The sequence below is a fragment of the Agrobacterium sp. GD03872 genome, from assembly GCF_029840625.1.
Classification (GTDB): Bacteria; Pseudomonadota; Alphaproteobacteria; order Rhizobiales; family Rhizobiaceae; genus Agrobacterium; species Agrobacterium fabrum_A.
The window spans coordinates 13,103-39,550 of sequence record NZ_JAOCCY010000023.1 but is presented as its reverse complement, the minus strand read 5'-3'; the positions used below and the strand labels follow the sequence as shown (position 1 = coordinate 39,550).

Here is a 26,448-nt window from a genome sequence, read left to right as displayed (position 1 = left end):
TGGCACATATCCGGATGAAGGACGCTTGGCGCTTTTGCCGGGAATGCTCTCGAAATCGGCCGGAGTGAATGCCTCTCCCCTGACGAGGTCAAGTTTTAATTGCCGCGATTTCCGATTTTGATGGAAAATAACAAGACGACGCCCCGAGAAAGATGTTTTATGAGGCGAAACAAAAGGTTGATGAATAGGTTCATCACAATAATTCATGCATCGAATGATGGCGGCGAGATTTGCCGCATGCGATGCTGTCGGGCGGAGGATGCTTGCAGCGCCTTCCGCCCATCCTTGTTCGCCATCGGATGCGACGCTTCATGAGGAGGAAATCATGGCATGGTCCGCTCACCAATATCTGAAATTCGAAGACGAGCGGACACGGCCCGCACGCGATCTTCTGGCGCAGGTGCCGCTGGAACGGGTGCTGAACGGCTATGATCTCGGCTGCGGCCCCGGCAATTCCACCGAGCTTCTCACCGACCGCTACGGCGTCAATGTCATTACCGGCATCGACAGCGACGACGACATGCTGGAAAAGGCGGCGGACCGGCTGCCCACCACCCGCTTCGGCAAGGCCGACCTCGCCCGGTGGAAGCCGGCGCAGAAGGCCGACCTGCTTTACGCCAATGCGGTTTTCCAATGGGTGCCGGATCACCTCACCGTCCTTTCGCAACTGATGGACCAGCTGGAAAGCGGCGGCGTTCTTGCCGTTCAGATGCCGGACAATCTGGAGGAACCGACACATACCGCAATGGAAGCAACCGGAGCGGGCGGCCCGTGGAAGGACACGTTTTCCGGCGGCAGATTGCGCCGCAAGCCCCTGCCCGCGCCGTCCGATTATTTCAACGCGCTTGCACCCAAATCAGCCCGCGTGGATGTGTGGCACACCATCTACAATCATCCGATGAAGGATGCGGAAAGCATTGTGGAATGGGTGAAAGGCACGGGGCTGCGCCCCTATCTCGCCGCCGCCGGCGAGGAAAACCGGGAAGCCTTCCTCGCCGATTATACGAGACGCATTGCGGCGGCCTATCCGCCCATGGCGGACGGCCGCCTGCTCCTGCGCTTCCCCCGCCTGTTCGTGGTGGCGGTGAAGGCTTAGCGCACGGGATGCAGAGTACGATAAAAGAGGCCAAGCTTCCTTAGCTAAACAGGCCTCGACGCATTGTCTCTAACCTGCAAAGGCATAGACCCGGAGGCGGTGGTTGTCGGGGTCGGCGGCCGTGAAGGTATGGCCGAACTCCATTCCGGCGGGAGGCTGCAGAATGGCGACGCCCCTCGCCTTCCAGTCGGCAAATATCCCGTCCACCTGGGCATTGTTTTCGACACGGAAGGCGAGTTCGACGCCGCCGCCGGTCACCGATGCCTTCGGTTCGACAGTGTGCCGCGACCAGAGGCCGAGCTTCATGCCGTTGGCAAGGACGAAAAGGGAAAAGGTCGGGGAGGCTTCGACCGGTTCCGCACCCAGCAGGGCCCTGTAAAATTCCGTGCTGGCCGCCGGATTGTCGACGTAGAGGATGGTGAAATCGGGGTGGGTCATGGCTGTTCTCCTGTGTTGCGGATGAACGGTTTCTAGACCCGCCTGCTGTCAGTTCCTGTCAGCATGATCGCGGCGGCGCTGTTTTTCCCGCTCCCGCCATTCTTTCAGCAGCGCCTGGCGGCGGCGGGGATAACGGCCGTCGAGCGGGCGGAAACTTTCGATGCGGTCGGCCCGGAAACTGCGGAAATCCTGCCGCGTCTCGCACCAGCCCAGCACCACGCGCACCAGATCGAAAAAGGCGAGCGCGAAGGGCCAGATCACCCTTTCGGTCATTTCTCCTTTTTCATCGCGATAGGCGATCGTAACCTTATTTTCAGCGCGGATGGCGCTGCGCACGGCCGCCAGGTCGACCCGCACCGGCGCGGAAGATTGTCCCGGCCCGACCAGAAGTGCGGAATTATCGAGTTCCTCGCGCAGGGCATCGGGCAGAACCGCAGCGATCTTAACGAGCGCGGCGCCGGCGGCCGTGGCCAGCCCCTCGTCGGCGCGGCCCGCCACCCAGCGTGAGCCCAGCACCAGCGCCTCGATCTCCTGCTGCGAAAACATCAGCGGCGGCAGAAGGAAGCCGGGGCGCAGCACGTAACCCACGCCCGCCTCGCCCTCGATATCCGCACCCTGCGCCTGAAGCGTCGCGATATCGCGGTAAAGCGTGCGCAGGCTGACGCCCGTTTGCGCGGCAAGGGCCGCACCGCTGACCGGCATGCGGTGGGAACGCAGTATCTGCAGCAGATCGAGAAGCCGTTGTGAGCGTGACACCGCAAATTTCCTTCCATCCGCATGGCCGGACCGGGCCGTTGGGCGATCCGGACGATAGACCGGTAACGCCGACCGCTATTGGGCGCAACGTGCAAAAAAGGGTGGACAAGGCCGAGCCGCCATCATGTAGATAGGTTGAGGGCGTTTCGCTTCCCGCCACCCCACCACAGGCATTTCGAGTTTCCGCCATGATCGTTCGTTCAAAACCGAACCTGCTGCAACTTTTCCTCATCGTGCGCGGCTCCATCATCGTCCGCATCTTTCCGCAGGTGCTTGCCGTCTTCCTGCTGTCGACGCTGGTCGTCTGGGCGCACAAGGACAGGCCGGATCTGGTGCCGGCGCTGAACGGCGCGCCGTTTTCGCTGCTCGGCATCGCGCTTTCGGTGTTCCTCGGTTTTCGCGCCAACGCCTGTTACGACCGCTGGTGGGAAGCCCGCAAGCATTGGGGCGCACTGATTACCGCCGCGCGCACGCTGGCGCGCCAGAGCGCCATGCTGGACAGCCGGACGGACATTGCCGACCCCGCAACCCGGCGGCGCGTCATCGATCTTGTCATCGCCTTCTCTCACGCGCTGGTCTCGCATCTGCGCCCCGGACATGCGACCGCCACCGCGGACAGGCTCATTCCCGGCGATCTGGCCGAGACCCATGCCCGCAGCGGCAACAGGCCGGACATGCTGCTGCGTGAACTATCCCGTATCGTCATCGCCGCCAACACGAAGGGCCAGATCAGCGATATCCAGCTGCAGATGCTGGATGCGACGGTGCAGCAGATGGGCGCGGCGCAGGCCTCCTGCGAGCGCATCCGTCAAACGCCGGTTCCCTTCGGTTATTCGCTGCTGCTTCACCGCACCGCGCATCTCTTCTGCCTGCTGCTGCCTTTCGGTTTCACGGATCTGCTCGGCTGGGCGACGCCTTTCACCAGCACGCTGATCGCCTATACGTTCTTCGGTCTCGATGCGCTGTCCGACGAGCTGGAAGACCCCTTCGGCACCGGCCTCAATGCGCTGCCGATCAATGCGCTCGCCACCACCATCGAGATCAATCTGCGCGAGGCGATGGGCGAGACCGATCTGCCGGCCGATCCGCGCCCGGTGGATTACGTGCTGATGTGATATCGTCCGGCCGGGTTGAAACCGATTGCGCGGACACCAGTTAATGAAAGACGGCTTCCCCGCCCGGCATCCCGCGCCGGCCATGTTTTCAGCAGACAGGAGAGACACTCATGTATGACGTCAGCGCGAATGGCGCGAATATTCCCGCCCTCGGTTTCGGCACCTTCCGCATCCCGGAAGACGATATCAGGCGCATTCTGCCGGAGGCGCTGAAACTCGGTTTCCGCCATGTCGATACCGCCCAGATCTACAAGAACGAGGGGGCGGTGGGCGAGGTCATCGCACAATCGGGCATTTCCCGGCACGATATTTTTCTCACCACCAAAGTCTGGGTGGACCGCTTCCGCCACGACGATTTTCTCGCTTCCGTCGATGAAAGCCTTGCGAAACTGAAGACCGATTATGTCGATCTGCTGCTGCTGCACTGGCCGAAGAGCGATGTGCCGCTTGCCGAGCGCATGGGCGCGCTGAACGCGGTGCGCAAGGCCGGCAAGGCGCGCAATATCGGCATTTCCAACTTCAACGTGGCGCTGACCGAGGAGGCGGTGAAACTGTCCGACACGCCGCTTGCCACCAACCAGATCGAATATCACCCCTATCTCGACCAGACGAAGGTGATTTCGGCGGCGCGCAAACACGGAATGTCGGTGACGGCCTATTATCTGATGGCCGATGGCAAGGTGCCGAACGATCCCGTGCTGAAGGATATCGGCGCGAAACACGGCAAGACCGCCGCGCAGGTGACCCTGCGCTGGGCGGTGCAGCAGCCGGATATAGTGGCGCTTTCCAAGACGGCGACGGAAAGCCGCCTCAAGGAGAATTTCGACATTTTCGACTTCGCGCTGACGGAAGAGGAAATGCGGGCGATCCACGCGCTTGCAAAGCCGAATGGCCGCATCGTCAATCCCGGCCACCTCGCGCCCGATTGGGACGACTGAGGCCACGGGGCCATCCGGCTCCGTTCACCGTTCGGTAAAGGCGAGCTTCGCACCCAGCGCCACGAAAGCGGCGGCGAAGCTGCGCCGCAGCCAGGCAAGAACTGCCGGGCGCGACACCACCTGCCGCCGGACCGAGGCGGCAAAACAGCCATAAAACGCAAAGACCAGGAACGTCATGGCCATGAAGATCAGCCCGAGATCGATCATGCGCCATGTCGGCAAGGCCTCATCCGGCGCGATGAACTGCGGCAGGAAGGCGAAAAAGAAGATCGACAGTTTTGGGTTCAGGAGATTGATGAGGATCGCCTCACCGATGACGCGGACGGCCTTCTGCGGCTCCCCGGCATCGTCGATCTTCAGCGCACCGTCCTCCCGCAGCGTGTTCCACGCCATATAGAGGAGGTAGGCGACACCCAGATATTTGACGATGCCGAAGGCGAGAGCGCTGGTGTGCAGAATGGCGGCAAGGCCGGTGATGGCGGCGAGCAGATGCGGCACGATGCCGAGCGTGCAGCCGAAGGCCGCAACGATACTCGCCCTCGCCCCCTGCGAGAGCCCGGCGGCCAACGTATAGACCACGCCGGTTCCGGGAGACGCGGTGACGATAAAGGATGTGATGAGGAATTCGGGTGTCATGGTGCTGATATGTCCTGTGGGATGGAGGACAGGAGCATGAGGGTGCGTGGGGTGGGTGTCTTGGATGAAATTGCAGCGCGACATCCGCACACCGTCACCCGGGCCCCCGAGCCGGGGTCCAGCGTGGTCAAGTCCTTGACCACGAAAGACTCCTTTCACGGCGCAGACGCGCCGTGGCTGGATGCCGGATCTAGTCCGGCATGACGGAAGAGAGCGACGATCCGCCGCCTGTCGCCGCCCGGTAAACCGCCGGCGTCACCCCGAATTGCCGCACGAAAACCCGGTTCAGATGGCTCTGGTCGGCAAAACCGGCGGCAAAGGCCGCTTCGGCGGGCGGTGTGCCTCTGGCCAGCGCGTGCCGGGCCAGATGGACACGCCGCTGGAGAAGATAGCTGTGCGGCGTGAGCCCGGTTTCCCTGGCGAAGGCCCGCAGAAAACGGAACTGGCTCATGCCGGCCTCGCTCGCCAGATCGGCAAGGCGGAACGGCCGCGAAGGCTCGTCATCGATGCGGCTTTTCGCGCGTCTTATATTATCGGGTGCGGCGATTTCATTCGGCTTCGCCGCCGTCTCCATCGCGCCCGCCAGAAACACCAGCAGGGTCTCGTCACTATCAAGGGTTTCGCCCGGCCGTTCCCTTGCCGTCATGGCTGAAAAGACGGCGTAGAACCGCTTCGCCAGCGGCCTCGCATCAACGGGATGGGCGAATTCGAAAGAACCTCGATCCGTCTCGCCGATATCGGCAATGGCGTCGCGGACGATATCGATGTCGAGATAGAGCATCCGCCAGGCGCGCCCGCCCTCCCCGAGCGGAATGCCGTCATGCACCTCGCCCGGATTGACGGTGATGACATTGCCGGCGCCCGCCTCCACCACGCCGCGGCCGGAGAGCGATTTCTGCGCCCCGCGTTCGATGAGGCCGATGCCGAACTGGTCATGCATATGGCGCGGAAAGGAACGGTCGCTATCCGCCGCCACGGCGACGACGCCGGGCAGAATGGTTTTCGGCATCAGGAACCGGCCTTGGGCCATGAAAGCGCGCACTCCGCGGATAAGAGCGCGACGCTATCACAGGATGTCCGGTCGCAACAGACGCTGCCGTTTACGGATGCATATGGTTGACCATGGCGAAGACCTGATCGAAATTGCCGTTCTGCGCGGCAAAACGCAGCGGCTTGCAGCGTTCCACCACCACTTCCTTCTCATCCGGGCGATTTTCAAGAATATCCATCACCTCGGAAATGAAGGCGTCGAGCGGCATAGCCCTTTCGTCGCTCGCCTGTCCCTCGCCCATCAACGTCGTCTGCACATAGGGCGGCACGATTTCGATGATCTCCACCGGCGTCGCCTTCAGCTGCTCGCGCAGCGCGATCGAATAGGCATGGATGGCCGATTTGGTGGCGCTGTAGGTGGGGGTCAGCACCATGGGCACGAAGGCGAGGCCTGACGAGACAGTCAGCACCGTGGCAGCGGGCTGCTTGAGGAAATGCGGCAAAAGCGCCGCCGTCAGGCGGATGGGCGCGAGAAGATTGGTGGCGATGGTTTCTTCGGCCGTGTCGAGATAATCCGGTGCTGCGGCGATGTCTTCCGGCCGCATGATGCCGGCATTGTTGATGACGGCGTTGAGGGTCGGATGGGCCTTCACCAGAGCTTCGGCAAACGCGCGGATGCCTGCGGCGTCCGTCGCGTCCATTACCATCGAGGCCATGCCGGGATTGGCGGCCGTCACCTCGTCGAGCACGGCCTGGCGGCGGCCGGAAATGATGACCCGGTTGCCGGCCTTGTGAAACGCCTCCGCCAGCGCCCGGCCAATGCCGGAACCACCGCCGGTGATGAGAATGGTGTTATCAGCGATTTTCATGGGAACATCCTTTGCTTGTTGGCTGAAAGGAAGTTAGCTACGATACTCTCCAATCGAAAGTAGGCACCCAAAAGATTTATACTTACCCAATGGAGAGTGTAAGATGAAACGGCACGCCGCCGACCCGGCCATCGAGAGCCGGCGCAAGGTTCCGCCGCCCACGGATACCGATCCGGCAATAGAGGCGCTGGTTCAGGACATCATCGCCAAGGTGGCCGATAAATGGACGATGCTCATTCTGGAAGTGCTGGAAGAGCATGGCACGCTGCGCTTCACGCAGATCGGCAAGCTGGTCGGCAATATCAGCCAGAAGATGCTGACGAAAACACTGCGGCAAATGGAAAGCGACGGGCTGGTGCGCCGCACCGTGCATCCCGTCATTCCGCCGCATGTGGATTACGGCCTGACAAACCTTGGCCGCACGCTGGGCAGCGCCTTTTGCGGCGTGTGGATATGGGCGGAAACGCACCATGCCGAAATAGAAGAGGCGCGGCGCCTGTTCAATGAACAGCCGCCGCGCCCCGCTATGGAATAGTTTCGCCTCAGGCGAACTGGCTGAGACCCGGAACCGAGGCGATGACCTGGTCGACAACCTCATCGCCCGCATGCTGGCGGGCGACGGCGATGGTTTCCTTGGCGAGGGTGGAAATCTCGCCCATGCCGAGGCCCTGGCTCATCAGCTGCTGGCCGAGACCCATGATGCCGCCGCCGCCGATGGCGCTCATCAGGCCGCCGAGCAGACCGCCGCCGCCTGCACCTTCGCCATTATACTGCGCCACCAGATCGCTGGCGCCGGGAATGGCTTCGATCATCCGGGCGATCGGGCCGTCTGCCGCCTCGCGCTGGAGAAACCCGAGAATCATGCCAACGGCCTTTTCGGCCAGCGCAGGGTCGATACCCGCCTTTGCGGCGATCTGATCCACGACTTCGTTCATTCTTGCCTCCTGTTGAAAAACGACGCCAACATCGAATAACTGACGTTAACGTCAACGTAAAACAATCTCGCGCCGCATTCAAGCGGCGGGCCGGTGGGCGCCGCAACTTTCATCAGGCGGTTTTTATTCATCGCCATCAAGCAGTTGTTGCGCCTCGAAACTGTCCTTATAAGATCATCACAACCAAACTATGAAAAGGCCGCTTTCGTGAGGAACGGTCGAAGCATGCCAGCTACGCTTTAATTCGGACATGACTTTTGCAAAATCCGCAGTGATTTTAACGGTCATGAATCAGCCGCAGGAGAAAATGGTCGATGTTGCAGGACGGACAGCTCTATATCGGGACCAGCCGCAATCCGGACGACAGCCTGAACAAGGGCGAATATCTGGAACTGAAATTCGGCAACCGCCACGGCCTCATCACCGGCGCGACGGGAACGGGCAAGACCGTGACCCTGCAGGTGCTGGCCGAAGGGTTTTCCAAGGCCGGCGTTCCGGTCTTCTGCGCCGATATCAAGGGTGACCTTTCCGGCATCGCGGCCGAGGGCGAAGCCAAGGACTGGGTGCAGAAACGCGCCGAACAGATCGGCTTCACCGATTTTTCCTACGGCAAGTCGCCCGTCATCTTCTGGGATCTCTACGGTGAAAAAGGCCATCGCGTGCGCGCCACCATCGCCGAAATGGGGCCGCTGCTGCTCGCCCGGCTGATGGATGCTTCGGAAGCGCAGGAAGGCGTGCTCAACATCGCCTTCAAGATCGCCGATCAGGGCGGGCTGCCGCTGCTCGATCTGAAAGACCTGCAATCGCTCCTGAACTATATGGGCGAAAACGCAACCGAGCTTTCCAACCAGTTCGGCCTGATTTCCAAGGCCTCGGTCGGTTCGCTGCAACGCGGGCTGCTGGTTCTGGAACAGCAGGGCGCGGCGAATTTCTTCGGCGAACCGGCGCTGAAGATCGCCGATATCATGCGTGTGGGCACGGATGGGGTTGGCACGATTTCGGTTCTCGCCGCCGACCGGCTGATGATGAACCCGCGTCTTTACGCCACCTTCCTGCTCTGGATGCTTTCGGAACTGTTCGAGGAGCTGCCTGAGGTGGGCGACCCGGAAAAACCGCGTCTGGTGTTCTTCTTCGACGAGGCGCATCTGCTCTTCAACGATGCGCCGCGGGTGCTGGTGGAGCGCGTGGAACAGGTCGTGCGGCTCATCCGCTCCAAGGGCGTCGGCGTCTATTTCGTCACGCAGAACCCGCTCGACGTGCCGGAAACCGTTCTCGCCCAGCTCGGCAACCGCGTGCAGCACGCGCTTCGCGCCTATACGCCGCGCGAGCAGAAGGCGGTGCGCACCGCGGCCGACACCTTCCGCCAGAACCCGGCCTTCAACACCGCCGACACCATCACCACGCTCGGCACCGGTGAGGCGCTGATTTCCACCCTGCACGACAAGGGCGCTCCCTCCATCGTCGAGCGCACGCTGGTACGCCCGCCATCCGGCCGTGTCGGGCCGCTGACGGATGCCGAGCGCAAGTCCCTGATCGATGTGAGCCCCGTCGCCGGGCAATATGACAAGGATATCGACCGGGAATCGGCCTTCGAAATCCTCGCCGCCCGCGCCCAGAAGGCTGCAGATGCAGAAGCCGCCAGACGTGCGGAAGAAGAAAACGCCGCCAGCCAGTCCGAGAGCGCTTCCGGCCGCTGGCGCCTGCCCGGCTTCGGCGATGAAGAACCCGCACCGGCCTCCACCGGCTCGCGCAATGGCGGCGCACGCAAGACCGGATACCAGCGCGAGACGGTGATCGAGGCGGCGATGAAAAGCGCTGCCCGCTCGGTTGCCACCTCGGTCGGCCGCGCCATCGTGCGCGGGATTCTGGGTAGTTTGAAGCGATAGAAACAGATACGCCGCCCGCCCTCGATGGGGCGGGCGGCGCTTGATTGGCGTCACGGTCACTTCTGGCGATAAAAGATCATGCCGCCGTGATAAAGCACATCGTCGACGAATTCGCCGTCGGCGGTGAAGCCGGTATCGTCCCAATAATCGATATGGTTTCCCTTCACCTCATAGCGTCCCTGATAGGCGCTTTTGCGGTTGCCCCGCGCCTCGTCATACCGGCCATTGGGCAGAAGCTCCTGACGGATGTGGCCATCGCCGGTGACCCACATGCCGATATAGGGGTGGTTCCGGGTTTGAGACGTTTCGGTCTTATTCACGTCCATGGCGTTGCCGGCCTTGCGGGAATCCGTATCGGCGGAAGCCGTTGCGAGCAGAAGCGCAACGGATGTCGAAACAATGTTCATTGTCTTTGCCCTCCAGATGCGGCGTTGGCGCAGCGTTCCTCGAACAGCTCGGCAAGCGTGCGGGATGCGGCGATGGCTTTGGGAAAACCTGCGGGAACGGTGATCAGATAGACCATTTCCTTCAGCTCTTCATCGGTTGCACCCACATTGAGCGCATAACCGGCATGGACCTTCATCAGATCACGCTCGCCGAGAGCCGCCATGACCGCAACGGCGGCCAGCTGGCGGGTCCGGTTATCCAGACCCGGCCGGGACCAGACCTCCCCCAGGGCGTAACCTTCGGTCGCATCCGCAAGGAAAGGAAACTCCTGCCGCAAGCGTTCCAGATTGGCCTGCGGCTGGCCATTGTTGAGGCTGCGGACGACTTCATCGCCACGCTTCAGCCTGTCATCCAGTCGTTGCGGATTGGCGATGGCGGCACTTGCCGCAAGCATGGCAACCGCAAGCACGGTCGGAAAAATCGCTGTCATGTCGGTCTCCTCAGGCAGCGGTTGGACGGACGACGATTTCATTGACGTCCACATCGTCGGGCTGCTCGATGGCGTAACGCACCGCGCGGCCGATGGCGTCGGGCTTCAGGGCGACGGCCCGATAGGTCTGCATCAATTCCGCAGCGGCGGGATCGGTGATGGTGTGGGCAAGTTCGCTTTCCACCACGCCGGGGTGAATGCAGGTGACGCGCAGGTCGCGGTTTTCCTGCCGCAGCCCGTCCGAAATGGCGCGTACCGCAAATTTCGTCGCGCAATAAACGGCAGCCGTGGGCGAAACGGCGAGCGCACCGATGGAGGCGATGTTGACGATATGGCCGGAAGCGCGGGCGGTCATCTCGGGCAGAACGGCGGCGACGCCATAAAGCACACCCTTGATGTTGACGTCGATCATGCGGTCCCATTCGTCGACCTTGAGGGACGACATCAGCGACAACGGCATGATGCCGGCATTGTTGACGATGACGTCAACCTGCCCGAAAGCCTTGCGCCCGGCCTCCGCAAAGGCCTCGACGCTCTGTCTGTCCGTCACATTCAGCGGCTGGATGACGACCTCGGCGCCCTTCCCGCGCAATTCTTCGGCAAGCGCCTGCAAGCGGTCCATGCGGCGTGCCCCCAGCACCAGCTTTGCCCCGGCGGCGGCCAGTTCCCGTGCGATACCCTCACCGATCCCGCTCGATGCACCTGTTATGAGAACGACTTTGTTCAATGTCATGGCTTTCTCCTTGGTGTTACGGCCGGCTTTTTTCTGGAAGCGGCCGTTGCAAGAAAGATAATGCCCGGGCATTGTCGTGATAATCGCCTCAATCATAACCTCAATGGGTAAAATTTCTAACCAATGAACATCGATCTCAACGCGCTTTCGACATTCTGCATGGTTGCCGAGGAGCGCAACTTCCGGGCCGTTGCAGACAGGCTCGGCGTAACCCGCTCCGCCGTCAGCCAGACCATCCGCAAGCTGGAAGAGACGATGGGAATAGCGCTGGTGCAGCGCACGACGCGCAGCGTCAGCCTGACGGAAGCGGGACAGCAGCTTTATGCGGATGTCTCGCCATCCATCGGCAATCTCGTTGAGGCCGCCAATGCCGCGTCGTCCCTGAGCGGCGCCGTGCGCGGGCAATTGCGGCTTGCGGTTTCCTCGATAGCCGAGCGGTTTTTATCCGGGCCATTGCTTGCGCGCTTTGCGGAAATACATCCCGAAGTGCAGCTCGATATCGTCGTGACGGACGAGGAATTCGATATCGTCGCCGAGCATTACGATGCCGGCGTGCGTCTTGGAGAACTGATCGCGCAGGACATGATTGCGGTTCCGGTTTCCGCGCCGCAGCGGCAGCTCGCCGTCTGCTCGCCTGATTATCGCGACCGCTTCGGCCTGCCGGCGCAGCCCCGCGAATTGATAGGGCACAGGTGTATCGGCTGGCGACCCCGTCCGGGTGTTGCGCCATACAGGTGGGAATTTGCGGAAAACGGCCGCGAATTTGCGGTGTCAGTGGAGCCTGATTTCACCACCAACGACATGCAGCTGATGATAAAGCTGGCCTGCGCCGGGGCGGGCATCACATTCGGCATGGAAGAAACCTTCCGCCCCTATCTGCAGAGCGGACAGCTCGTTTCCATGCTGGAAGGCCACTCCCCGAGCTTTGCGGGATTTTATCTCTACTATCCCAGCCGTCGTAATCTTGCGCCGAAGCTGCGGGCCTTCATCGACCACGTTCGCCTGTCGAAAGAGCGGTAATCTGCCGGAGCAAGCCCCCGGCAGATCATCAGAAAACAGGGCTATTTCTTCGGCGAAACCAGCGAGAAATAAGCGCCCTGCGGATCGAGGCAATTGACGATCCAACTGCCGCCGGGAACCTCCATCGGGCCGTTGACGACCTTGCCGCCGCCTGTGCTGACGCGGGTGATGGCGTCATCGATACCATCCACATTGAAGTAATAACCCCAGTGACAGACGGGAACCTGCGGCAGGCGTTTCATCATGCCGCCGATGGCTTTGCCCTTATAGGCGAAGATACGATACGGACCCATCTCGCCCATGTCGAAATCATGATCCTTGGTCCAGTCGAACAGATCGCCGTAAAAGGCCATGGCCTCGTCGACATTGTCGGTGAAGAGTTCGTGCCAGCCGACATGGCCCGGCTTTTCTTGCATATCCTCGGGGAAACCGCCCGTTTCCATCGGCAGCGGCGTCATGATGCAGATCACCGCACCGAAAGGATCGGCGACCACGGCGAAACGGCCGATCTCGGGAATATCCTGCGGCGGGCGTCTGATCGCGCCGCCTTTTTCGGCGAATTGTTTCGCCGTCGCATCCACATCGTCGACATCGACATAGGCGGTCCAGTTCGGGGGAATGCCCTGGCCCTTGTGCTCGTCGGTCAGTTCCATGATGCCGCCCATGCCCTTGCCGTCGGCCTCCAGCACCAGGTAGGGCATTTCCGGCGAGCCGAAATCCTTGGATTTCCAGCCGACGACATGACCATAAAAGCGGTCTGCCGCTTCCATGTCGGGCGTCATCAATTCGACCCAGATGAATTTTCCATGCGTATCGGACATTGTCGTCTCCTCTGGAGGGTTTGGCGGGTGTGTTTCGGCCATTGCCCGCCGCAGGATGCGGCGGTGCTGGCGATCAGGTGAAATTCCGGCGGGGCCTCAGGCCTTGCGCCGGAACTCCGATGTCATGAAGGTCTTGAAGGTGCCGTCCGGCTGCTTGACGCTGCCGGAAAAGCTGCGGTGATTGTCGTCATGCAGCACCAGCACGTCGTGATAGGTAGCGGTGCCGCCGGAACCATCGAAGGCAGGGCCTTCCGCTTCCAGCGTCAGCGTCTTGCCGTCCTCTTCCAGCCAGCCCTTGTAGACCCACAAATTGGTCATCATCGACCCCACCCAGGTGCCGACGAAATTGCCCTTGGCCGGATCGAAACCGACCGTGATGACAGCCGTCATATCCGTGCCGTCAGGCATCTTGCCGGTACCGTTGCCGATGATCCACAAACCGCCGACGGAGCGGACGGTCTCGGTGAATTGCTGCGACGGGTCGTCGGCATCGTAACCCTCATGGCCGGAACTGGAGGTCATGACCCAGTCTCCGACAATCCTCTTCAGGAACTCATGTTCCTTCTGCGGCTTGGCGATTTCCATTTCCATTGTTGTTTCCTCCTCGTCCGTCGGTTTTCAGTGGCAGCAGGAAGCGGCCTTGGGCGCGTCCTCATATTGGTCGTGGCGGCGCACCCAATCCATTACCTCCTCTTCGTTACGGCCTTTTGGCACCAGATCGAGCAGCATCAGCGTGCCGAGCGTCTGCTCCGCGCCGCGGGCATAGGTGGAGTAGGTGTGGTAGATCTTGCCGTCGCCGCCCCTGGCGAAAACGCTGATGCCGTGCAGGTCCTTCAGGTCGCCATAGGGCGCCATGTCACGGTAATTGTAGGTGATTTCGCCTTTGGCCATGTCCTCGTCGCGGAACGATGCCTGGTAGTCATAGTTGAAATCGCTGCTTTCGGCCGAAACCCACGGGAATTTCCAGCCCATGCGATTTTTATAGCTTTCGATCTTTTCAAGCGGCGCGCGCGACACCGCAACGAAACCCGCATCGCCATGCTTGAGGTGGATCAGCGCGCCATCGACGTGATCGGCAAAGAAGGAGCATCCGACACAGCCCTCCTCCCAGTCCGGCGCCAGCATGAAGTGGTAGACGATGAGCTGGCTGCAGGCGCCGAACAGTTCCTTGAGCGATTTGGGCCCGGAAGGGGCGTCGAAGATATAGTCCTTCGTCACCTCCTCCCAGGGCAGCGCACGGCGGGCCTCGTTCAGCCTGTCGCGGGCGCGGGTCATTTCCTTTTCCTTCACCAGCAGATCGCGGCGGGCCGCAAGCCACTCCTCTTTCGAAACGACGGGATGAGACATGATCTTTCCTCCTTGATCCGTCTTTCACCGCGGCACCGCTCCGCTTTGTCGGTGGGCGCCGCCTATGTCTGTGCTGAAACACAATAAACAGTCTGCGGAGCATCAAGTTCCGCTTGACTAATTAGGTTGATATCAACATATTTATCCCATGTCAAACGCCAGCGTGATTCCTTTTTCGGCAACTCTTTTCGTGCGGGACGCCTGTCTCTGCCTGCATGCGCAGCGTGCGGCGCGGGCATTGGCGCGGCTGTTCGACAATGCGCTGAAGCCGGTCGGCATCACCAACGGGCAATTTTCGCTGCTGATGTCGCTCAACCGGCCGGAGCCGCCGCCGATGGGGCCTGTCGCCAATCTCCTGGCCATGGACCGTACGACGCTGACGGCGGCGCTGAAGCCGCTGGAACGGCGCGGGCTGGTCAGCATCGAACAGGACCCGAAAGACAAGCGCGGCAAGCGGCTGCGGCTGACGGCGGATGGCATGGCCGTGCTTGCCGCCGCCTTCCCCATCTGGGAGCAGACCCATGCGGAGATAGAAGCCCGTATCGGCAGCGGCGATCCCGACCGGCTGCGCCGCGACCTTATCGATCTCGGCTGACGGCATGGCGCCGCTTTTGTCGGCAAGAATGTCATCCGGCCGTCGCGCCGGGGAGCGAAACTCAGAAGAAAGCACAATCAAGGAGGAATGATCATGCGTGCAATCGTTTTTGTAAAAGCCACCAAGAGCAGCGAAGATGGCGTCATGCCCACGACCGAGCTGATCGAGGCAATGGGAAAATTCAACGAGGAACTGGTCAATGCCGGCATCATGCAATCCGGTGACGGCCTGCACCCCTCCTCCAAGGGCAAGAGGGTCGTTTTCGACGGTGACAGCCGCACCGTGATCGACGGCCCCTTCCCGCACACCAACGAGCTGGTCGCCGGCTTCTGGATATGGACGGTGAAGGACATGGACGAGGCCGTGGAATGGGTGAAACGCTGCCCGAACCCGATGCTGGAGCGCAGCGAGATCGAAATCCGTCCGATGTTCGAAATGGAAGACTTCGGCGACGCGGTGACGCCCGAGATCGCCGCCCACGTGGAAGAACTGCGCGCGCGCGTCGCCAAGCAGTAGAGGCCGCTCAGACGAGGGTCGGATTAAAACAGGAGAGTGCGGGCTTGCCGCATTCTCCCCCACCGCCGCCGCTGCAAAAGCCATTGCCTCGAACAACGGTCGCTGCTAAGTATCGGGCGGTTCAACCTGTTTCAAGAAAGGAGGCTTCGCATGGATATTTCCTGCTTCTGGCGCAATCGTCAGCTCTGCCACCTTTTTGCCCTGCGGACACGTTTGCAGGGCTGACCGGAACACCAACACTCTGGTTTGCCCAAAAGGCCGCGCAGAATGCAGCTTGTCTGCCGTTGCGCATGTTTTCACGACGGATCACCCCGAACCGAAACCCCGTACTGCATAATCGCAGACCACGGTTCGTCACGGGTCCGTCCTGCCAGAGACGACTTCATGACCATCATCACGCTTCGAAACCTCGGAATCATTCTGGGCAAGCCGCTATTTTCCAACCTTAGCCTCACCATAAATGCGGGGGACCGCATCGGCATCGTCGCCGCCAATGGCTGCGGCAAATCCACCCTGCTCAGCTGCCTGAGCGGAGACATGGAGCCTACCAGCGGCGACATTACCCGGCTGCGCGGGCTGACGCAGTCCATCGTCCACCAGCACCTGCCCTCGCCGCTGATGGAACGGACGATGCGGGATGCCGTGCTTTCCGCCCTGCCGGCTGATACGATCGATAGCGAAAGCTGGCGCGCCGACATTATTTTCGACGCCATGCTGGTGCCGGAACCGTTCCGCGAGCGCCGCCTGAAGGAACTGAGTGGCGGCTGGCAGAGGCTTGCCATGCTGGCGCGAGCATGGATTACCGAGCCTGATGTCCTGCTGCTCGACGAGCCGACCAACCATCTCGACCTCGAAAAGATCAACCTGTTGGAAAACTGGCTCGGCGAATTGCCGCGCGATACGGCTGTCATCATCGTCAGCCACGACCGCGCCTTTCTCGACAATGTCACCCGGACCACGCTGTTCCTGCGGCCGGAAAATTCGGCGCTGTTCCGCCTGCCCTATGGCCATGCGCGTTCGGCGCTGGAAGAGGAGGACGCCGCCGATGAGCGGCGTTTCCAGCGCGACATGAAAACCGCCCAGCAATTGCGCCGGCAGGCCGCCAAACTCAACAATATCGGCATCAATTCCGGCAGCGATCTTCTGACCGTCAAGACCAAGCAATTGCGTGAGCGTGCGGAAAGGATCGAGGAGAAGGCGCGGCCCGCCCATATCGAGCGATCCGCCGGCAAGATCCAGCTCGCCAATCGCGGCACCCACGCCAGGGTTCTTGTCACTCTGGAAGATGTGCCGGTCTCGACGCCGGACGGAACAGTGCTGTTCCGCACCGGCCGGCAATTTGTCCGCCAGGGGGACCGCATCGTCATTCTCGGCCGCAACGGCGTCGGCAAGACACGGCTGATGTCGCTTCTGCAGGCGGCCGTATCGGGCGCCGGCCAGATGCAGGAGGGCATCAAGGCCACGCCCTCGCTGGTGGCGGGATATGTCGATCAGTCGCTTGCCGAAATCGACGACGACAGCACGCCTGCTGCATTCCTGTCCCGCCGCTTCGACATTGGCGACCAGCGCATCCATGGCCTGCTCGCCGGCGCCGGTATCGACATGGAAATGCAGAAGCGCCGCATCGCGACGCTTTCCGGCGGGCAGAAGGCCCGGCTTGCCATGCTGGTGCTGCGGCTGGCGGAGCCGAATTTCTACCTGCTGGATGAGCCCACCAACCATCTGGATATTGACGGGCAGGAAGCGCTGGAGGCGGAAATCGTCAGCCGCGAGGCGAGCTGCGTCTTCGTCTCGCATGACAGGAGTTTCGTGCGGGCTGTTGGAAACCGCTTCTGGCTGATCGACAGGCGCAGACTGGTGGAAGTCGACGATCCCGAGGCGTTTTTCGCCTCGGCCTGATGGTCTTGAAAAGCAAACGCCCGTCAGCCCAACAGGCTGGCGAGGCGTGGATCGCCGGCGAAATCCGAAACCGCAAACCCCGTTCTGCGCAGCGGAAATTCGCAGAGCGCCTGCACGCCCGTCTTTGACAGGCGGATGCGCCAGCTCATCCGTTCCACCGGCGCTTTTTCGGCAAAGGCCTTTGGCGACAGGATCGCGATGTTGAGGCCGCCTTCGGGATCGCGCACCGAGCGGTAAAGGATCGCCTCGACCTTTGCCAGCCGCGCCTGCTCGGCCAGCGTCTGGCACGGCTCGTAAACCTGCAGATCGGTCCAAAGCGCCTCGTCGCGGCTCAGCTCCGGCTTTGTCAAATCCAGCGCCGCATCGGTGGCGATACGGGCGGCGAAGGCGGAATAGTCGGCGGGATTGGCGGGCAGCGGCGTGCCCGGCGATTCCGCATAAAATAGCAGCCGGTAAAAGGCCATTTCGGCCAGCGCCGTCTCCACCTTCTGGGCGGCGTAATAAACGCCTTCTGTATAGCCCGCGCGGCGGAAACGCGAACCATGCGGATAGGCGGCTCCATACCGGAAGGGCGTGGCGAGAAGATAATCGAAACCGGCGCATTCCGGCGGAAACGGCCGCTTGCTCGCCTCCAGAATATCTTCCAGCAGCGATTGCTCCTCCACCGTATCCACCAGTTTCATGGTGGAAACCTGATGCTGCGCTTCCACCAGCCGCCAGTATTTTCCCGATGCGGCGCGTTTTTCAGACAGGAGCGCGTCGGGCGTCCAGATAGGAGAGGACATCGATCAATCCGGTAATGGTGGTCAGCTTTTCGGCAGGCACGGCGTCAAGCGCCGTATTGTGGTTGCGCAGCCAGTTTTTTGCCACGGCCTCGTCGCCGCCGGCAATCGCATCCAGCGAGCGGAAAACCCGGATCAGCAGCACCGCGAGTTCGAAGGATTTGGCGCCCGGTTCCAGCAGGAAATCGAGCCGCTTCATGCGCGATACCGTGGGGGCGGAAACGCCGAGAATATCGGCCGTGCGAGCGGCATTCAGGCCCAGCCGCTCGGCGGCGGCGATGACGGCCTTGGTGACGACCCTGCCCTGCGATGCCGGATCCATGGCGGTCTTGGCGTGAATATTCATGGCACTTATCCTTTCCTTGGAAAGAATATAGCATTTTTCTTTCTGAAAACAAGAAGGCCGGGATGAACCCGGCCCATTGCCTGCATGGAATGCGCAGGGAAGCTGGATCAGGCCACCGAGACCGGCACTTCCGTGGAGGTGCGCATGGCGTGGCTGTAAGGGCAGACGATGTGAGCGGCGGCAACCAGCTTTTCGGCGACTTCGCGCTCGACGCCCGGAATATTGGCCTTCAGCGATACTTCAATGCCGAAACCGCCGCCGTCTTCGCGCGGGCCGATGCCGACAGTCGCCGTCACAGTCGTGTCTTCAGGAATCTTTACCTTTTCCTTGCCGGCGACGAATTTCAGCGCGCCCAGGAAGCAGGCGGAATAACCGGCTGCGAAAAGCTGTTCCGGATTGGTGCCACGGGCGCCGTCGCCGCCCAGTTCCTTCGGAACGGTGAGCGTTACGTCGAGAACGCCGTCTTCCGACTTGGCGTTGCCAGCGCGGCCACCGGTGGCGGATGCTTTGGTCGTGTAGAGAATGGGCATGGCATTTACTCCCTTCGGGTTGGTGTTGGCGTTCTTATATCGCGCAATTCAATTGTGCGCAATATAATTTTGCACATTGAATGCAAATTTGTTTTTTGCGATAATTTTCACGAAATTTCGCCGCGCATCCATGCGGCAGGAACCGAAAGCGGGGGCTGATTGTTCCCTCCCCGGTTGATTTTGGAGCAGGAAAATGGACGCAGAGGGCGACGAGAAGACGATGGAAAGCCTGTTGAGGCTGGACCAGCAGATATGTTTTGCCCTTTATGGCGCGGCGCACGCCTTCACACGCGCCTACAAGCCGCTGCTCGACCCTATCGGGCTGACCTATCCGCAATATCTTGTCATGATGGCGTTATGGGAAAAGGAGACATCCACCGTCAAGGCGCTCGGCGAAATGCTGGGGCTGGATTCCGGCACGCTGTCGCCGTTGCTGAAGAGGCTGGAACATGCCGGACTGATTACCCGCAAGCGCGGCACGGTGGATGAGCGGCAGGTGCTGGTGGCCCTGACGCCGAAGGGCGCGAACCTCAAAAAAGAGGGCGTCAAGATCATGGCGGCGATCGGCAGCGCAACCGGCTGCGGGCTGGAGGAACTGGTGCAGATTCGCGACCGGGTGAATGCGCTGAAGGACAGTCTCAGCCGGCCGTAAGCCGAAAAAGAAAAAGGCGGCTCAGGGCCGCCTTTTTATTCCAAGCGTTTTCGGCTTATTGCCAGACCACCACACGCGCCTTCTGCGGCACGCGGTCATAGAGGTCGATGACATCCTGGTTCATCAGGCGCACGCAACCGGAAGAGACGGCCTTGCCGATGGAGTTCCATTCCGGCGAGCCATGCAGGCGGTAGAGCGTGTCCTTGCCGTTCTGGAAGATATAAAGGGCGCGCGCGCCGAGCGGGTTCTTCAGGCCCGGCGGCATGCCGCCATTCTTGGAGGAATATTTGACCAGTTCCGGCTGGCGGGCGACCATTTCATCCGGCGGGGTCCATTTCGGCCATTTTTGACGCCACTGGATGACGCCCTCGCCCGACCAGGCGAAACCTTCGCGGCCGATGCCGACGCCGTAACGCATGGCGCTGCCGCCCTGCTCCACCACGTAGAGGAAGCGCGAGCGCGTATCGACAACGACGGTGCCGGGGCGCTCGCCGGTCGGATCGACGACCCGCTGGCGATAATAACGCCGGTCGATTTTCTGATAGGGCACGGCGGGAATGACGTAACCGCCATCCTCAACCGAGCCGTACATGACGGCCAGTTCGGCATCGCTGACGCCCGGCGAGAACATCTGGCGGAAATCGCTGCCGATGGCGCTCGCCTGCTGGCGAATGGCGTCTCCCGTGCCTGAAGAGGCGCAGCCTGCGAGAAGCGAAGCGGAGGAGATGCCGAGAAGGGAAAGGAAGGTACGTCTGGAAAGATCTGTGTCGGTGCTTGTCATAAGGCCGGTTTGTCCCACATTTCGAACGGCTATATCGCCGTTGTACGTCATTTGTTCCGTATCATGCGTATTGCGAAAATAGTTAACCGACCGCTAAAAGCCAGTCACAAGGCGGTGGCGAACCGGCGCCCGCATCTCTTTCTTTCAGAACGTGGTCAGATAACCACAATCTGCGCACCCTGCGGCACACGTTCGTAAAGATCGATCACGTCCTGATTGAGCATGCGCACACAACCTGATGACGTCGCCTTGCCGACGGACTGCCAGTCCGGCGTACCGTGCACGCGGTAAAGCGTGTCCTTGCCGTCCTTGAAGATATAAAGCGCACGCGCACCGAGCGGATTGTTGAGACCGGGCGTCATGCCGCCATTGGCGGCCGAGATGGAGGTGAGTTCCGGCTGGCGCTTGACCATTTCATCCGGCGGCGTCCAGCGCGGCCATTTCGCCTTCCACTGGATCTTGCCGCGACCCGACCATGCATAACCGTCACGCCCGAGGCCGACGCCGTAACGGATCGCCTTGCCGCCGGGCTGCACGAGATAGAGAAAATGCTGCCTGGTATCGACCACGATGGTGCCGGGCGCTTCCGCCGTCTGGTAGCTCACTTCCTGCCTTAGATAACGCGGATCGATACGGCCATAGGGAATGGCCGGAAGCGACCGGTCCTCGTCGCGGATCGGGCCATACATCACCCGGTGCAGCGGGTTGGAAACCGGCAGGCCATAGGTCACCATCCGGTCCGGGGCAAGCGGCGCAGCCTGCCCCGACGCCCTCGGCGCGTTCAGGCCCTGCCCGCGCACGGGCGGGCCATATTCCTGATGGAACCGCGTCCTGAACAGATCCGGCGGACGCGTCGAAAGCTGGCCCGGCTGCGGCGGCAGTTCCGGCTGGCGATTGGAGCTGACGGAATTGAAATTGAATACCGGCGCCGTTTCCCGGACGAAAACATCCGGATCCATCCGGGTCGTGTCCGTCACGAAGAGGCAGCCGCTCAGGAGCGGCAGTGCCGCAAGGCCCGCCAGAGAGGCCGCCCGGCGACCGTTTTTCAAAAGGAGTGCTGTCATCTGAACCGCTTCATGGAATCCAATCTGCCGCCATGATGAACCGTGCGGCTGGCGCGAAGCTGGCGTCGGCCTTTCAAAAAAAATCGAAAAACCGCATTTTTGCTCTTGAAGCTCTAGTTGCTAGAGGTGCCAGATTGGGTGTCGACTGGAATTCAGGAGCGAAGACCCATGAATATTTCGACACGCGGCGGTTTGAACGGAGAATCGGAGGAACTGACCTTCACGGTCAGCGGCATGGACTGCGGTAGCTGCGCGGCAAAGATCGAAACCGCACTTTCCCGCCTGCCCGGCGTTGCCGACGTCAAGGTGTCGGTTGCCCGCGAAAGGCTGAACCTCTCGGTGGCCGAACAGAAAACCTCGGTCGAAAAAATCGAGGACACGCTGCGCAAGCTTGGCTTCACGCCCGCTTTGCTGCCGCGCGAAAAGGCCGCCCGGACAAACGCCGGCGCCGGTGACCACGACCATTCCTCCTGCGGCGGCCATCACGGTGAGGCCGCGGCAAACGCCGGCACGACGGGCGCCGACACGGCCGACACCCTGACCTTTTCCGTCAGCGGCATGGATTGCGGCAGCTGCGCGGCAAAGATCGAAACCGCACTTTCCCGCCTGCCCGGCGTTGCCGACGTCAAGGTGTCGGTTGCCCGCGAAAGGCTGAACCTGTCGCTGACAGAGAACAAGACCCCGGTCGAAAAAATCGAGGACACGCTGCGCAAGCTCGGCTTCACGCCCGCTTTGCTGCCGCAGGGAAAAACCACGCAGGAAAAGACGGCGGAGCATGACCACGGGTCATGCAGCGGCCATGACCATGACGACCACGATCACTCCGGACACGACCATGCGGACCATCCGCGTGATGCCGCACCTGCGGCAAGGCAGGCCGCCGAGGTGGGACATGCCCATGATGTGGATGAGAAAGGTGTCTGGTGGCGCAGCGCAAAGGCGCGCAATACCTTTACCGGCGCCATTCTGGTCGCTGCCGCCTATGCGGCGGAGCTGGCCTTCCCGGCCTGGGGCGGTTACGCCTTTATCGTCGCCACGCTGGTCACGCTCCTCCCTATCGCGAAGAGTGCCATCAACGCCGCCCGTTTCGGTGCGATCTTCACCATCGAAATGCTGATGACCATCGCCGCCATCGGCGCGATCTTCATCGGCGAGGCCGAAGAGGCGGCCATCGTCGTGCTGCTCTTTTCCATCGGCGAATTGCTGGAGGGCTTTGCCGCCGCCCGCGCACGCTCGGGCATCAAGGCGCTCGGTTCGCTGTTGCCGAAAACGGCACTGGTGGAGGAGAACGGCACGCTGCGGCAGGTGCCGGCCGATCAGGTCCGCATCGGTCAGGTGGTCGTGGCGCGTCCAGGCGACCGCATCTCCGCCGACGGCGTGGTGATGGAAGGTGAATCGAGCGTCGACGAATCGCCGATGACCGGCGAGAGCATTCCCGTCGCCAAGGAAAAGGGCGCGCGCGTCTTCGCCGGTTCGATCAACCATGACGGCTCGCTGCGCATCCGTGTCGACCGCGCGCCGGAAGACAACACGATTGCCCGTATCATCACGCTTGTCGAGGAAGCGCAGGATGCGCGTGCGCCGACCGAGCGCTTCATCCAGAATTTCTCGCGTTATTACATGCCGCTGATCGTCATCATTTCCGTGCTCACCATCATCGTGCCGCCGCTTGCCGGCCTCGGTGACTGGGATACGTGGATTTATCGCGGTCTCGCCCTGTTGCTGATCGGCTGCCCCTGCGCGCTGGTCATTTCCGTTCCCGCGGCCATCGCCTCCAGCCTCTCGGCCGCAGCACGCCATGGCATGCTGGTGAAGGGCGGCGCGGTCATCGAAATGCTGGCGCGCACCGAAACCGTCGCCTTCGACAAGACCGGCACGCTGACGCTCGGCGAACCTGTCGTGACCGACGTGGTGGCGCTTGACGGCAACGAGGCCAACCTGATTGCCGAAGCCGCGACCATCGAGCATGAATCGAGCCATCCGCTGGCGCGCGCCATCGTCAATCATGCCGAAAAGCGCGGCGTGAAGCCCCTGCCCGGCGCCAACATCAAGGCGATTTCCGGCCGCGGCATGCAGGGCAATGTCGCCGGAAAGGACCTGTTCATCGGCGCACCGCGCTTTGCAACGGAGGTCGGCACCCTCTCGAAGGACTTGGCCGATCGCATTTCCGCACTGGAAAGCGAAGGCAAGACCGTGGCCGTCGTCATGGCCGGCGGCGCGGCAAGCGGCCTCTTCGCCATGCGTGACGAACCGCGCAAGGATGCGGCCGATGGCGTCAAGGCGCTGAAGGAGATGGGCATTTCCTCGCTGATGCTGTCGGGCGACAACGCCCGCACGGCAAAGGCCATCGGCAACGCGCTGGGTCTTGAGGCACGCGGCGAATTGCTGCCGCAGAACAAGGTCGAGGAAATTCGCAAGCTTGCCGAAAAGAAGACCGTGGTGATGGTGGGCGACGGCATCAACGATGCGCCGGCCCTTGCGGCGGCCAGCGTCGGCGTCGCCATCGGCTCAGGCACCGACGTGGCGATGGAAGCGGCGGATGCGGCATTGATGCGCAACAATGTCGGCGATGCGGCCCGCCTTATCGGCCTGTCACGCGCCACCATGCTGAACATCCGCCAGAACGTGGCGATTTCGCTCGGACTGAAGGCGGTGTTCCTGGTCACGACCGTCACCGGCCTTTCCGGCCTGTGGCTCGCCGTTTTCGCCGATACCGGCGCGACGGTTCTGGTCACCGCCAATGCCATGCGGCTGCTTGGATATTTCAACCGCAGCAAAGCCTGATCGCAATCCCTCCCAAACCGGCCGAGCCCCGTCAATTCAGGGCTCGGCCGGTCTCATTTTCAGCGTATTGACAAACTAATTGCGTCCAATAAATACCGCGTACCGCCGTTTCCACGCGCGTGACAAACGATTCCACGCGCAGGAGCGCTGAACTTGGCTAAGACTGGCTATAACCGCATTGCCTACCGTGCGATCAAGATCGGCGGCAACATCGTCAAGGTTATTTTCTCCATCGATCTCTTTGTCCGGCCCGGCAGGAGAAAGACGCTTCCCGAGCATCAGCCCGCCAGACGCCTTCCGAAATCGGAAAAGGCCATTCCCCGCATCATCTGGCAGACGAACTATTCCAACCGGGTCACGACGCCGATCTATGCGAATTTCCTGTTCAACCGTTGGCTGACCCCGGAATTCGAATATCGCTACCACGATGACGAGGCGTGCCAGGCCTATATCGACCGGCATTTTCCCGGACGTTATGCCGACGCCTTCCGGCGATTGCAGGTCGGCGCCGCCAAGGCGGATTTCTGGCGTATTCTGGTGCTGCTGCAGGAAGGCGGCATCTATCTCGATATCGATTCCAATTTTGCGGCCCGCCCCGAGGATGTGATCGGCGCGCAGGAAGAGGCCGTTTTCATCGCCATGAAAAGCGGCGAGATCACGAATTACTTCATGGCCTCCAGGCCCGGCCACCCGGCGCTCAGGCTGATGGCCGACCGTATTTCCCAGAATATCGAAGATGGAACGCTCGCCAGCGTCTACGACATGACCGGCCCGACGGTGGTGCATGCCGTCGTCAAGGAGCTGGGGCTGCCGGTTCGCAATTACCGCGAAATGTGCACCCAGGGGCAGTTCACCAACAAGCGCGCCCAATATGCCGACAAAAAAGACGGCGCATGGTGGGCGGAGCAGGCCAAGACGTCCATCGTCAAGAACTAGGGCATCTCCGGTACGTGCGAAGCGGTTTTAGCCGAACGCGCTCCTGAACCTCACGTGTCCCCAAAACAGCGGCACAGTCTGCATTTCAGACGAAGGCGTTGAAAAGGCGGATGCTTTCCTCCACCGCATGCGGCACCACGCCGTTATGGGTGCCGGGCAACAGCTTCTTGTCGACCTTGAAGCCGGATGTCAGGGCGCGATCCACGAAAAGCTGGTGATCGGCATCGAAAGGCCGCTCCTCCGTGCCGCGCAGAAGCAGCGCCGGACATTTGAGGCTGGGGCCGAAACAGACGGAGGAGCGCATGATGAATTCGCGCTCGTCGGTCTCGTCGAAGCAGATTTCGTCGCTATAGCGGTTGAAATAACGCCAGGAATTGACGCCGGCGGAGATGGGCGCTGCGGCGCGGAACCTGCGGCTCATGGCGGCCAGCAGCGTCAGCGTACCGCCGTTGGAATGGCCGGCGATGAAGAAGCGGTTTCTGTCGATGCCGGGAAGGTTTTCCAGATAGATGGCCGCCGCCAGCGCATCCGCCGTTTCGTCGTAGAAACCGGAATAATTGCCGCTTTGGCCGTTTTCACCACGGAAGGACGGCAGAAGCACGACATAGCCCGCTTCCCAATAGGGCTTCATCAGCGCCCAATGGCCGTCTCCGGTGGCGTTGCCGCCATGGAGGAAAAGCACGGCGGGTTTCAGCGTTCTTGACGGCTGGTAGTGGGAGAGCCAGGCGACAAGCTCAATGGAGCCATCCGGCCCGCCGGGATAGGTGACACGTTCCGCCCCGGGCGGCGTGCCGAGCGCCGAGGATTTTTCCGGCGCAGCCATTTTTCGCAAGAGATGGGTGTGGAACCGTTTGCGCGCCTCCGCATAATCCTGCCGTTCCAGCGGCAAAACCTCGGGCGCGGCAACGCCCGCTTTCGCACGGAGCGGCAAAAATGCAGCCGCTGACAGCCCCATGGCGCCGGCCAGCAGGCTTCGCCGCGTCAGGCTCGGCAAGATGGTGCCGCTCTCTTCCTGTCCGAAGGCTGAGGAAAGAAAGCGTTTGTCTGCCATATGGTCACCTGAAGGGATGGTTGTAACAGCAGTTCAACACTGCGGCGGGAGGCTG

The 26,448-nt window shown here is 61.6% G+C and carries 30 protein-coding genes; 12 read left to right on the top strand and 18 right to left on the bottom strand.

Translation table 11 applies throughout. The features are described from left to right. Positions 1–325: 325 nt before the first annotated feature. A complete protein-coding gene (gene tam / locus N5D22_RS25380; protein WP_279658592.1) occupies positions 326–1,096 on the top strand; it encodes a trans-aconitate 2-methyltransferase in 771 nt (256 codons plus the stop codon). A gap of 69 nt (positions 1,097–1,165) precedes the next feature. Here the strand turns inward: tam and N5D22_RS25375 are convergent, their stop codons facing one another. Both N5D22_RS25375 and N5D22_RS25370 read right to left on the bottom strand, forming a co-directional pair. Next, positions 1,166–1,534: a VOC family protein gene (locus N5D22_RS25375; protein WP_279658591.1), complete on the bottom strand. Its 369-nt coding sequence runs from the start codon at positions 1,532–1,534 to the stop codon at positions 1,166–1,168. Between the two features lie 48 nt (positions 1,535–1,582). After that, positions 1,583–2,290 (bottom strand): YafY family protein, encoded by a 708-nt coding sequence (locus N5D22_RS25370; protein WP_279658590.1) that lies wholly within the window; start codon positions 2,288–2,290, stop codon positions 1,583–1,585. A gap of 188 nt (positions 2,291–2,478) precedes the next feature. Between N5D22_RS25370 and N5D22_RS25365 the strand changes: the two genes are divergently transcribed. Further along, positions 2,479–3,405, top strand: coding sequence for a bestrophin family protein (locus N5D22_RS25365; RefSeq protein ID WP_279658589.1), 927 nt, complete (start codon positions 2,479–2,481; stop codon positions 3,403–3,405). A 110-nt stretch (positions 3,406–3,515) separates the two neighbouring features. Beyond that, the gene (locus N5D22_RS25360) at positions 3,516–4,343 is read left to right on the top strand and encodes an aldo/keto reductase (protein ID WP_137003045.1); all 828 of its coding nucleotides are present in this window, start codon (positions 3,516–3,518) and stop codon (positions 4,341–4,343) included. 24 nt (positions 4,344–4,367) lie between these two features. Here the strand turns inward: N5D22_RS25360 and N5D22_RS25355 are convergent, their stop codons facing one another. From N5D22_RS25355 to N5D22_RS25345, 3 genes are all read right to left on the bottom strand, one after another. Then, entirely contained in the window at positions 4,368–4,979 is a 612-nt protein-coding gene (locus N5D22_RS25355) for a LysE family translocator (RefSeq protein WP_279658588.1), read from the bottom strand. 190 nt (positions 4,980–5,169) lie between these two features. Beyond that, positions 5,170–6,009, bottom strand: a complete 840-nt coding sequence (locus N5D22_RS25350; protein WP_279658587.1) for an AraC family transcriptional regulator — start codon at positions 6,007–6,009, stop codon at positions 5,170–5,172. Positions 6,010–6,079: 70 nt separating this feature from the next. Beyond that, positions 6,080–6,838, bottom strand: a complete 759-nt coding sequence (locus N5D22_RS25345; RefSeq protein WP_279658586.1) for an SDR family oxidoreductase — start codon at positions 6,836–6,838, stop codon at positions 6,080–6,082. Between the two features lie 103 nt (positions 6,839–6,941). On the opposite strand from N5D22_RS25345, the gene N5D22_RS25340 reads away from it, so the two are divergent. Further along, a complete protein-coding gene (locus N5D22_RS25340; protein ID WP_279658585.1) occupies positions 6,942–7,373 on the top strand; it encodes a helix-turn-helix domain-containing protein in 432 nt (143 codons plus the stop codon). Between the two features lie 7 nt (positions 7,374–7,380). Here N5D22_RS25340 and N5D22_RS25335 read toward each other — a convergent pair whose 3' ends face one another. Next, positions 7,381–7,773 (bottom strand): hypothetical protein, encoded by a 393-nt coding sequence (locus N5D22_RS25335; RefSeq protein WP_279658584.1) that lies wholly within the window; start codon positions 7,771–7,773, stop codon positions 7,381–7,383. Between the two features lie 314 nt (positions 7,774–8,087). Here N5D22_RS25335 and N5D22_RS25330 point away from each other — a divergent pair, with 314 nt between their 5' ends. Further along, positions 8,088–9,659 carry a DUF853 domain-containing protein gene (locus tag N5D22_RS25330; protein ID WP_279658583.1) on the top strand — a complete coding sequence of 524 codons (1,572 nt, stop codon included), beginning with the start codon at positions 8,088–8,090 and terminating at the stop codon, positions 9,657–9,659. A gap of 56 nt (positions 9,660–9,715) precedes the next feature. On the opposite strand, the gene N5D22_RS25325 is transcribed toward N5D22_RS25330, so the two are convergent. The 3 genes from N5D22_RS25325 to N5D22_RS25315 are packed head-to-tail and all read right to left on the bottom strand — an operon-like array spanning position 9,716 to position 11,269. Then, positions 9,716–10,066: an Atu4866 domain-containing protein gene (locus N5D22_RS25325; protein WP_279658582.1), complete on the bottom strand. Its 351-nt coding sequence runs from the start codon at positions 10,064–10,066 to the stop codon at positions 9,716–9,718. After that, complete coding sequence (locus tag N5D22_RS25320; protein WP_279658581.1) at positions 10,063–10,536, bottom strand: carboxymuconolactone decarboxylase family protein; 474 nt, start codon at positions 10,534–10,536, stop codon at positions 10,063–10,065. Before N5D22_RS25320 ends, N5D22_RS25325 begins: the two co-directional genes overlap by 4 nt. A gap of 10 nt (positions 10,537–10,546) precedes the next feature. After that, the gene (locus N5D22_RS25315; RefSeq protein WP_279658580.1) at positions 10,547–11,269 is read right to left on the bottom strand and encodes an SDR family oxidoreductase; all 723 of its coding nucleotides are present in this window, start codon (positions 11,267–11,269) and stop codon (positions 10,547–10,549) included. 123 nt (positions 11,270–11,392) lie between these two features. On the opposite strand from N5D22_RS25315, the gene N5D22_RS25310 reads away from it, so the two are divergent. After that, positions 11,393–12,289 carry a LysR family transcriptional regulator gene (locus N5D22_RS25310; protein WP_279658579.1) on the top strand — a complete coding sequence of 299 codons (897 nt, stop codon included), beginning with the start codon at positions 11,393–11,395 and terminating at the stop codon, positions 12,287–12,289. A 41-nt stretch (positions 12,290–12,330) separates the two neighbouring features. Here N5D22_RS25310 and N5D22_RS25305 read toward each other — a convergent pair whose 3' ends face one another. The 3 genes from N5D22_RS25305 to N5D22_RS25295 form a co-directional block, all read right to left on the bottom strand. Next, positions 12,331–13,110, bottom strand: a complete 780-nt coding sequence (locus tag N5D22_RS25305) for a VOC family protein (protein ID WP_279658578.1) — start codon at positions 13,108–13,110, stop codon at positions 12,331–12,333. A gap of 96 nt (positions 13,111–13,206) precedes the next feature. Beyond that, positions 13,207–13,701: a DUF1579 domain-containing protein gene (locus tag N5D22_RS25300; RefSeq protein WP_279658577.1), complete on the bottom strand. Its 495-nt coding sequence runs from the start codon at positions 13,699–13,701 to the stop codon at positions 13,207–13,209. A gap of 27 nt (positions 13,702–13,728) precedes the next feature. Beyond that, entirely contained in the window at positions 13,729–14,457 is a 729-nt protein-coding gene (locus N5D22_RS25295) for a thioredoxin family protein (RefSeq protein WP_279658576.1), read from the bottom strand. A gap of 148 nt (positions 14,458–14,605) precedes the next feature. On the opposite strand from N5D22_RS25295, the gene N5D22_RS25290 reads away from it, so the two are divergent. From N5D22_RS25290 to N5D22_RS25280, 3 genes are all read left to right on the top strand, one after another. Next, positions 14,606–15,052 carry a MarR family transcriptional regulator gene (locus tag N5D22_RS25290; protein ID WP_059754000.1) on the top strand — a complete coding sequence of 149 codons (447 nt, stop codon included), beginning with the start codon at positions 14,606–14,608 and terminating at the stop codon, positions 15,050–15,052. Between the two features lie 93 nt (positions 15,053–15,145). After that, the gene (locus N5D22_RS25285; protein WP_279658575.1) at positions 15,146–15,568 is read left to right on the top strand and encodes a YciI family protein; all 423 of its coding nucleotides are present in this window, start codon (positions 15,146–15,148) and stop codon (positions 15,566–15,568) included. A gap of 384 nt (positions 15,569–15,952) precedes the next feature. After that, positions 15,953–17,467 (top strand): ABC-F family ATP-binding cassette domain-containing protein, encoded by a 1,515-nt coding sequence (locus N5D22_RS25280; RefSeq protein ID WP_279658574.1) that lies wholly within the window; start codon positions 15,953–15,955, stop codon positions 17,465–17,467. Positions 17,468–17,490: 23 nt separating this feature from the next. Here the strand turns inward: N5D22_RS25280 and N5D22_RS25275 are convergent, their stop codons facing one another. From N5D22_RS25275 to N5D22_RS25265, 3 genes are all read right to left on the bottom strand, one after another. Beyond that, positions 17,491–18,252, bottom strand: coding sequence for an RES family NAD+ phosphorylase (locus N5D22_RS25275; protein ID WP_279658573.1), 762 nt, complete (start codon positions 18,250–18,252; stop codon positions 17,491–17,493). After that, positions 18,212–18,595, bottom strand: coding sequence for an MbcA/ParS/Xre antitoxin family protein (locus N5D22_RS25270; protein ID WP_279658572.1), 384 nt, complete (start codon positions 18,593–18,595; stop codon positions 18,212–18,214). Before N5D22_RS25270 ends, N5D22_RS25275 begins: the two co-directional genes overlap by 41 nt. 107 nt (positions 18,596–18,702) lie before the next feature. After that, positions 18,703–19,125, bottom strand: a complete 423-nt coding sequence (locus tag N5D22_RS25265; protein ID WP_003509379.1) for an organic hydroperoxide resistance protein — start codon at positions 19,123–19,125, stop codon at positions 18,703–18,705. A 193-nt stretch (positions 19,126–19,318) separates the two neighbouring features. Between N5D22_RS25265 and N5D22_RS25260 the strand changes: the two genes are divergently transcribed. Further along, a complete protein-coding gene (locus tag N5D22_RS25260) occupies positions 19,319–19,777 on the top strand; it encodes a MarR family transcriptional regulator (RefSeq protein WP_279658571.1) in 459 nt (152 codons plus the stop codon). Positions 19,778–19,832: 55 nt separating this feature from the next. On the opposite strand, the gene N5D22_RS25255 is transcribed toward N5D22_RS25260, so the two are convergent. Both N5D22_RS25255 and N5D22_RS25250 read right to left on the bottom strand, forming a co-directional pair. Continuing rightward, positions 19,833–20,558, bottom strand: a complete 726-nt coding sequence (locus N5D22_RS25255) for a L,D-transpeptidase (protein WP_065654265.1) — start codon at positions 20,556–20,558, stop codon at positions 19,833–19,835. A gap of 155 nt (positions 20,559–20,713) precedes the next feature. Then, complete coding sequence (locus N5D22_RS25250; protein WP_279658570.1) at positions 20,714–21,622, bottom strand: L,D-transpeptidase; 909 nt, start codon at positions 21,620–21,622, stop codon at positions 20,714–20,716. Positions 21,623–21,790: 168 nt separating this feature from the next. Here N5D22_RS25250 and N5D22_RS25245 point away from each other — a divergent pair, with 168 nt between their 5' ends. Both N5D22_RS25245 and N5D22_RS25240 read left to right on the top strand, forming a co-directional pair. Then, positions 21,791–24,406 carry a heavy metal translocating P-type ATPase gene (locus N5D22_RS25245; protein ID WP_279658569.1) on the top strand — a complete coding sequence of 872 codons (2,616 nt, stop codon included), beginning with the start codon at positions 21,791–21,793 and terminating at the stop codon, positions 24,404–24,406. A 153-nt stretch (positions 24,407–24,559) separates the two neighbouring features. Continuing rightward, on the top strand, positions 24,560–25,342 hold the full coding sequence (locus tag N5D22_RS25240) for a glycosyltransferase (protein WP_279658568.1): 783 nt from the start codon (positions 24,560–24,562) through the stop codon (positions 25,340–25,342). Positions 25,343–25,427: 85 nt separating this feature from the next. On the opposite strand, the gene N5D22_RS25235 is transcribed toward N5D22_RS25240, so the two are convergent. Continuing rightward, positions 25,428–26,393, bottom strand: a complete 966-nt coding sequence (locus N5D22_RS25235; RefSeq protein WP_279658567.1) for an alpha/beta fold hydrolase — start codon at positions 26,391–26,393, stop codon at positions 25,428–25,430. Positions 26,394–26,448: the final 55 nt, after the last annotated feature.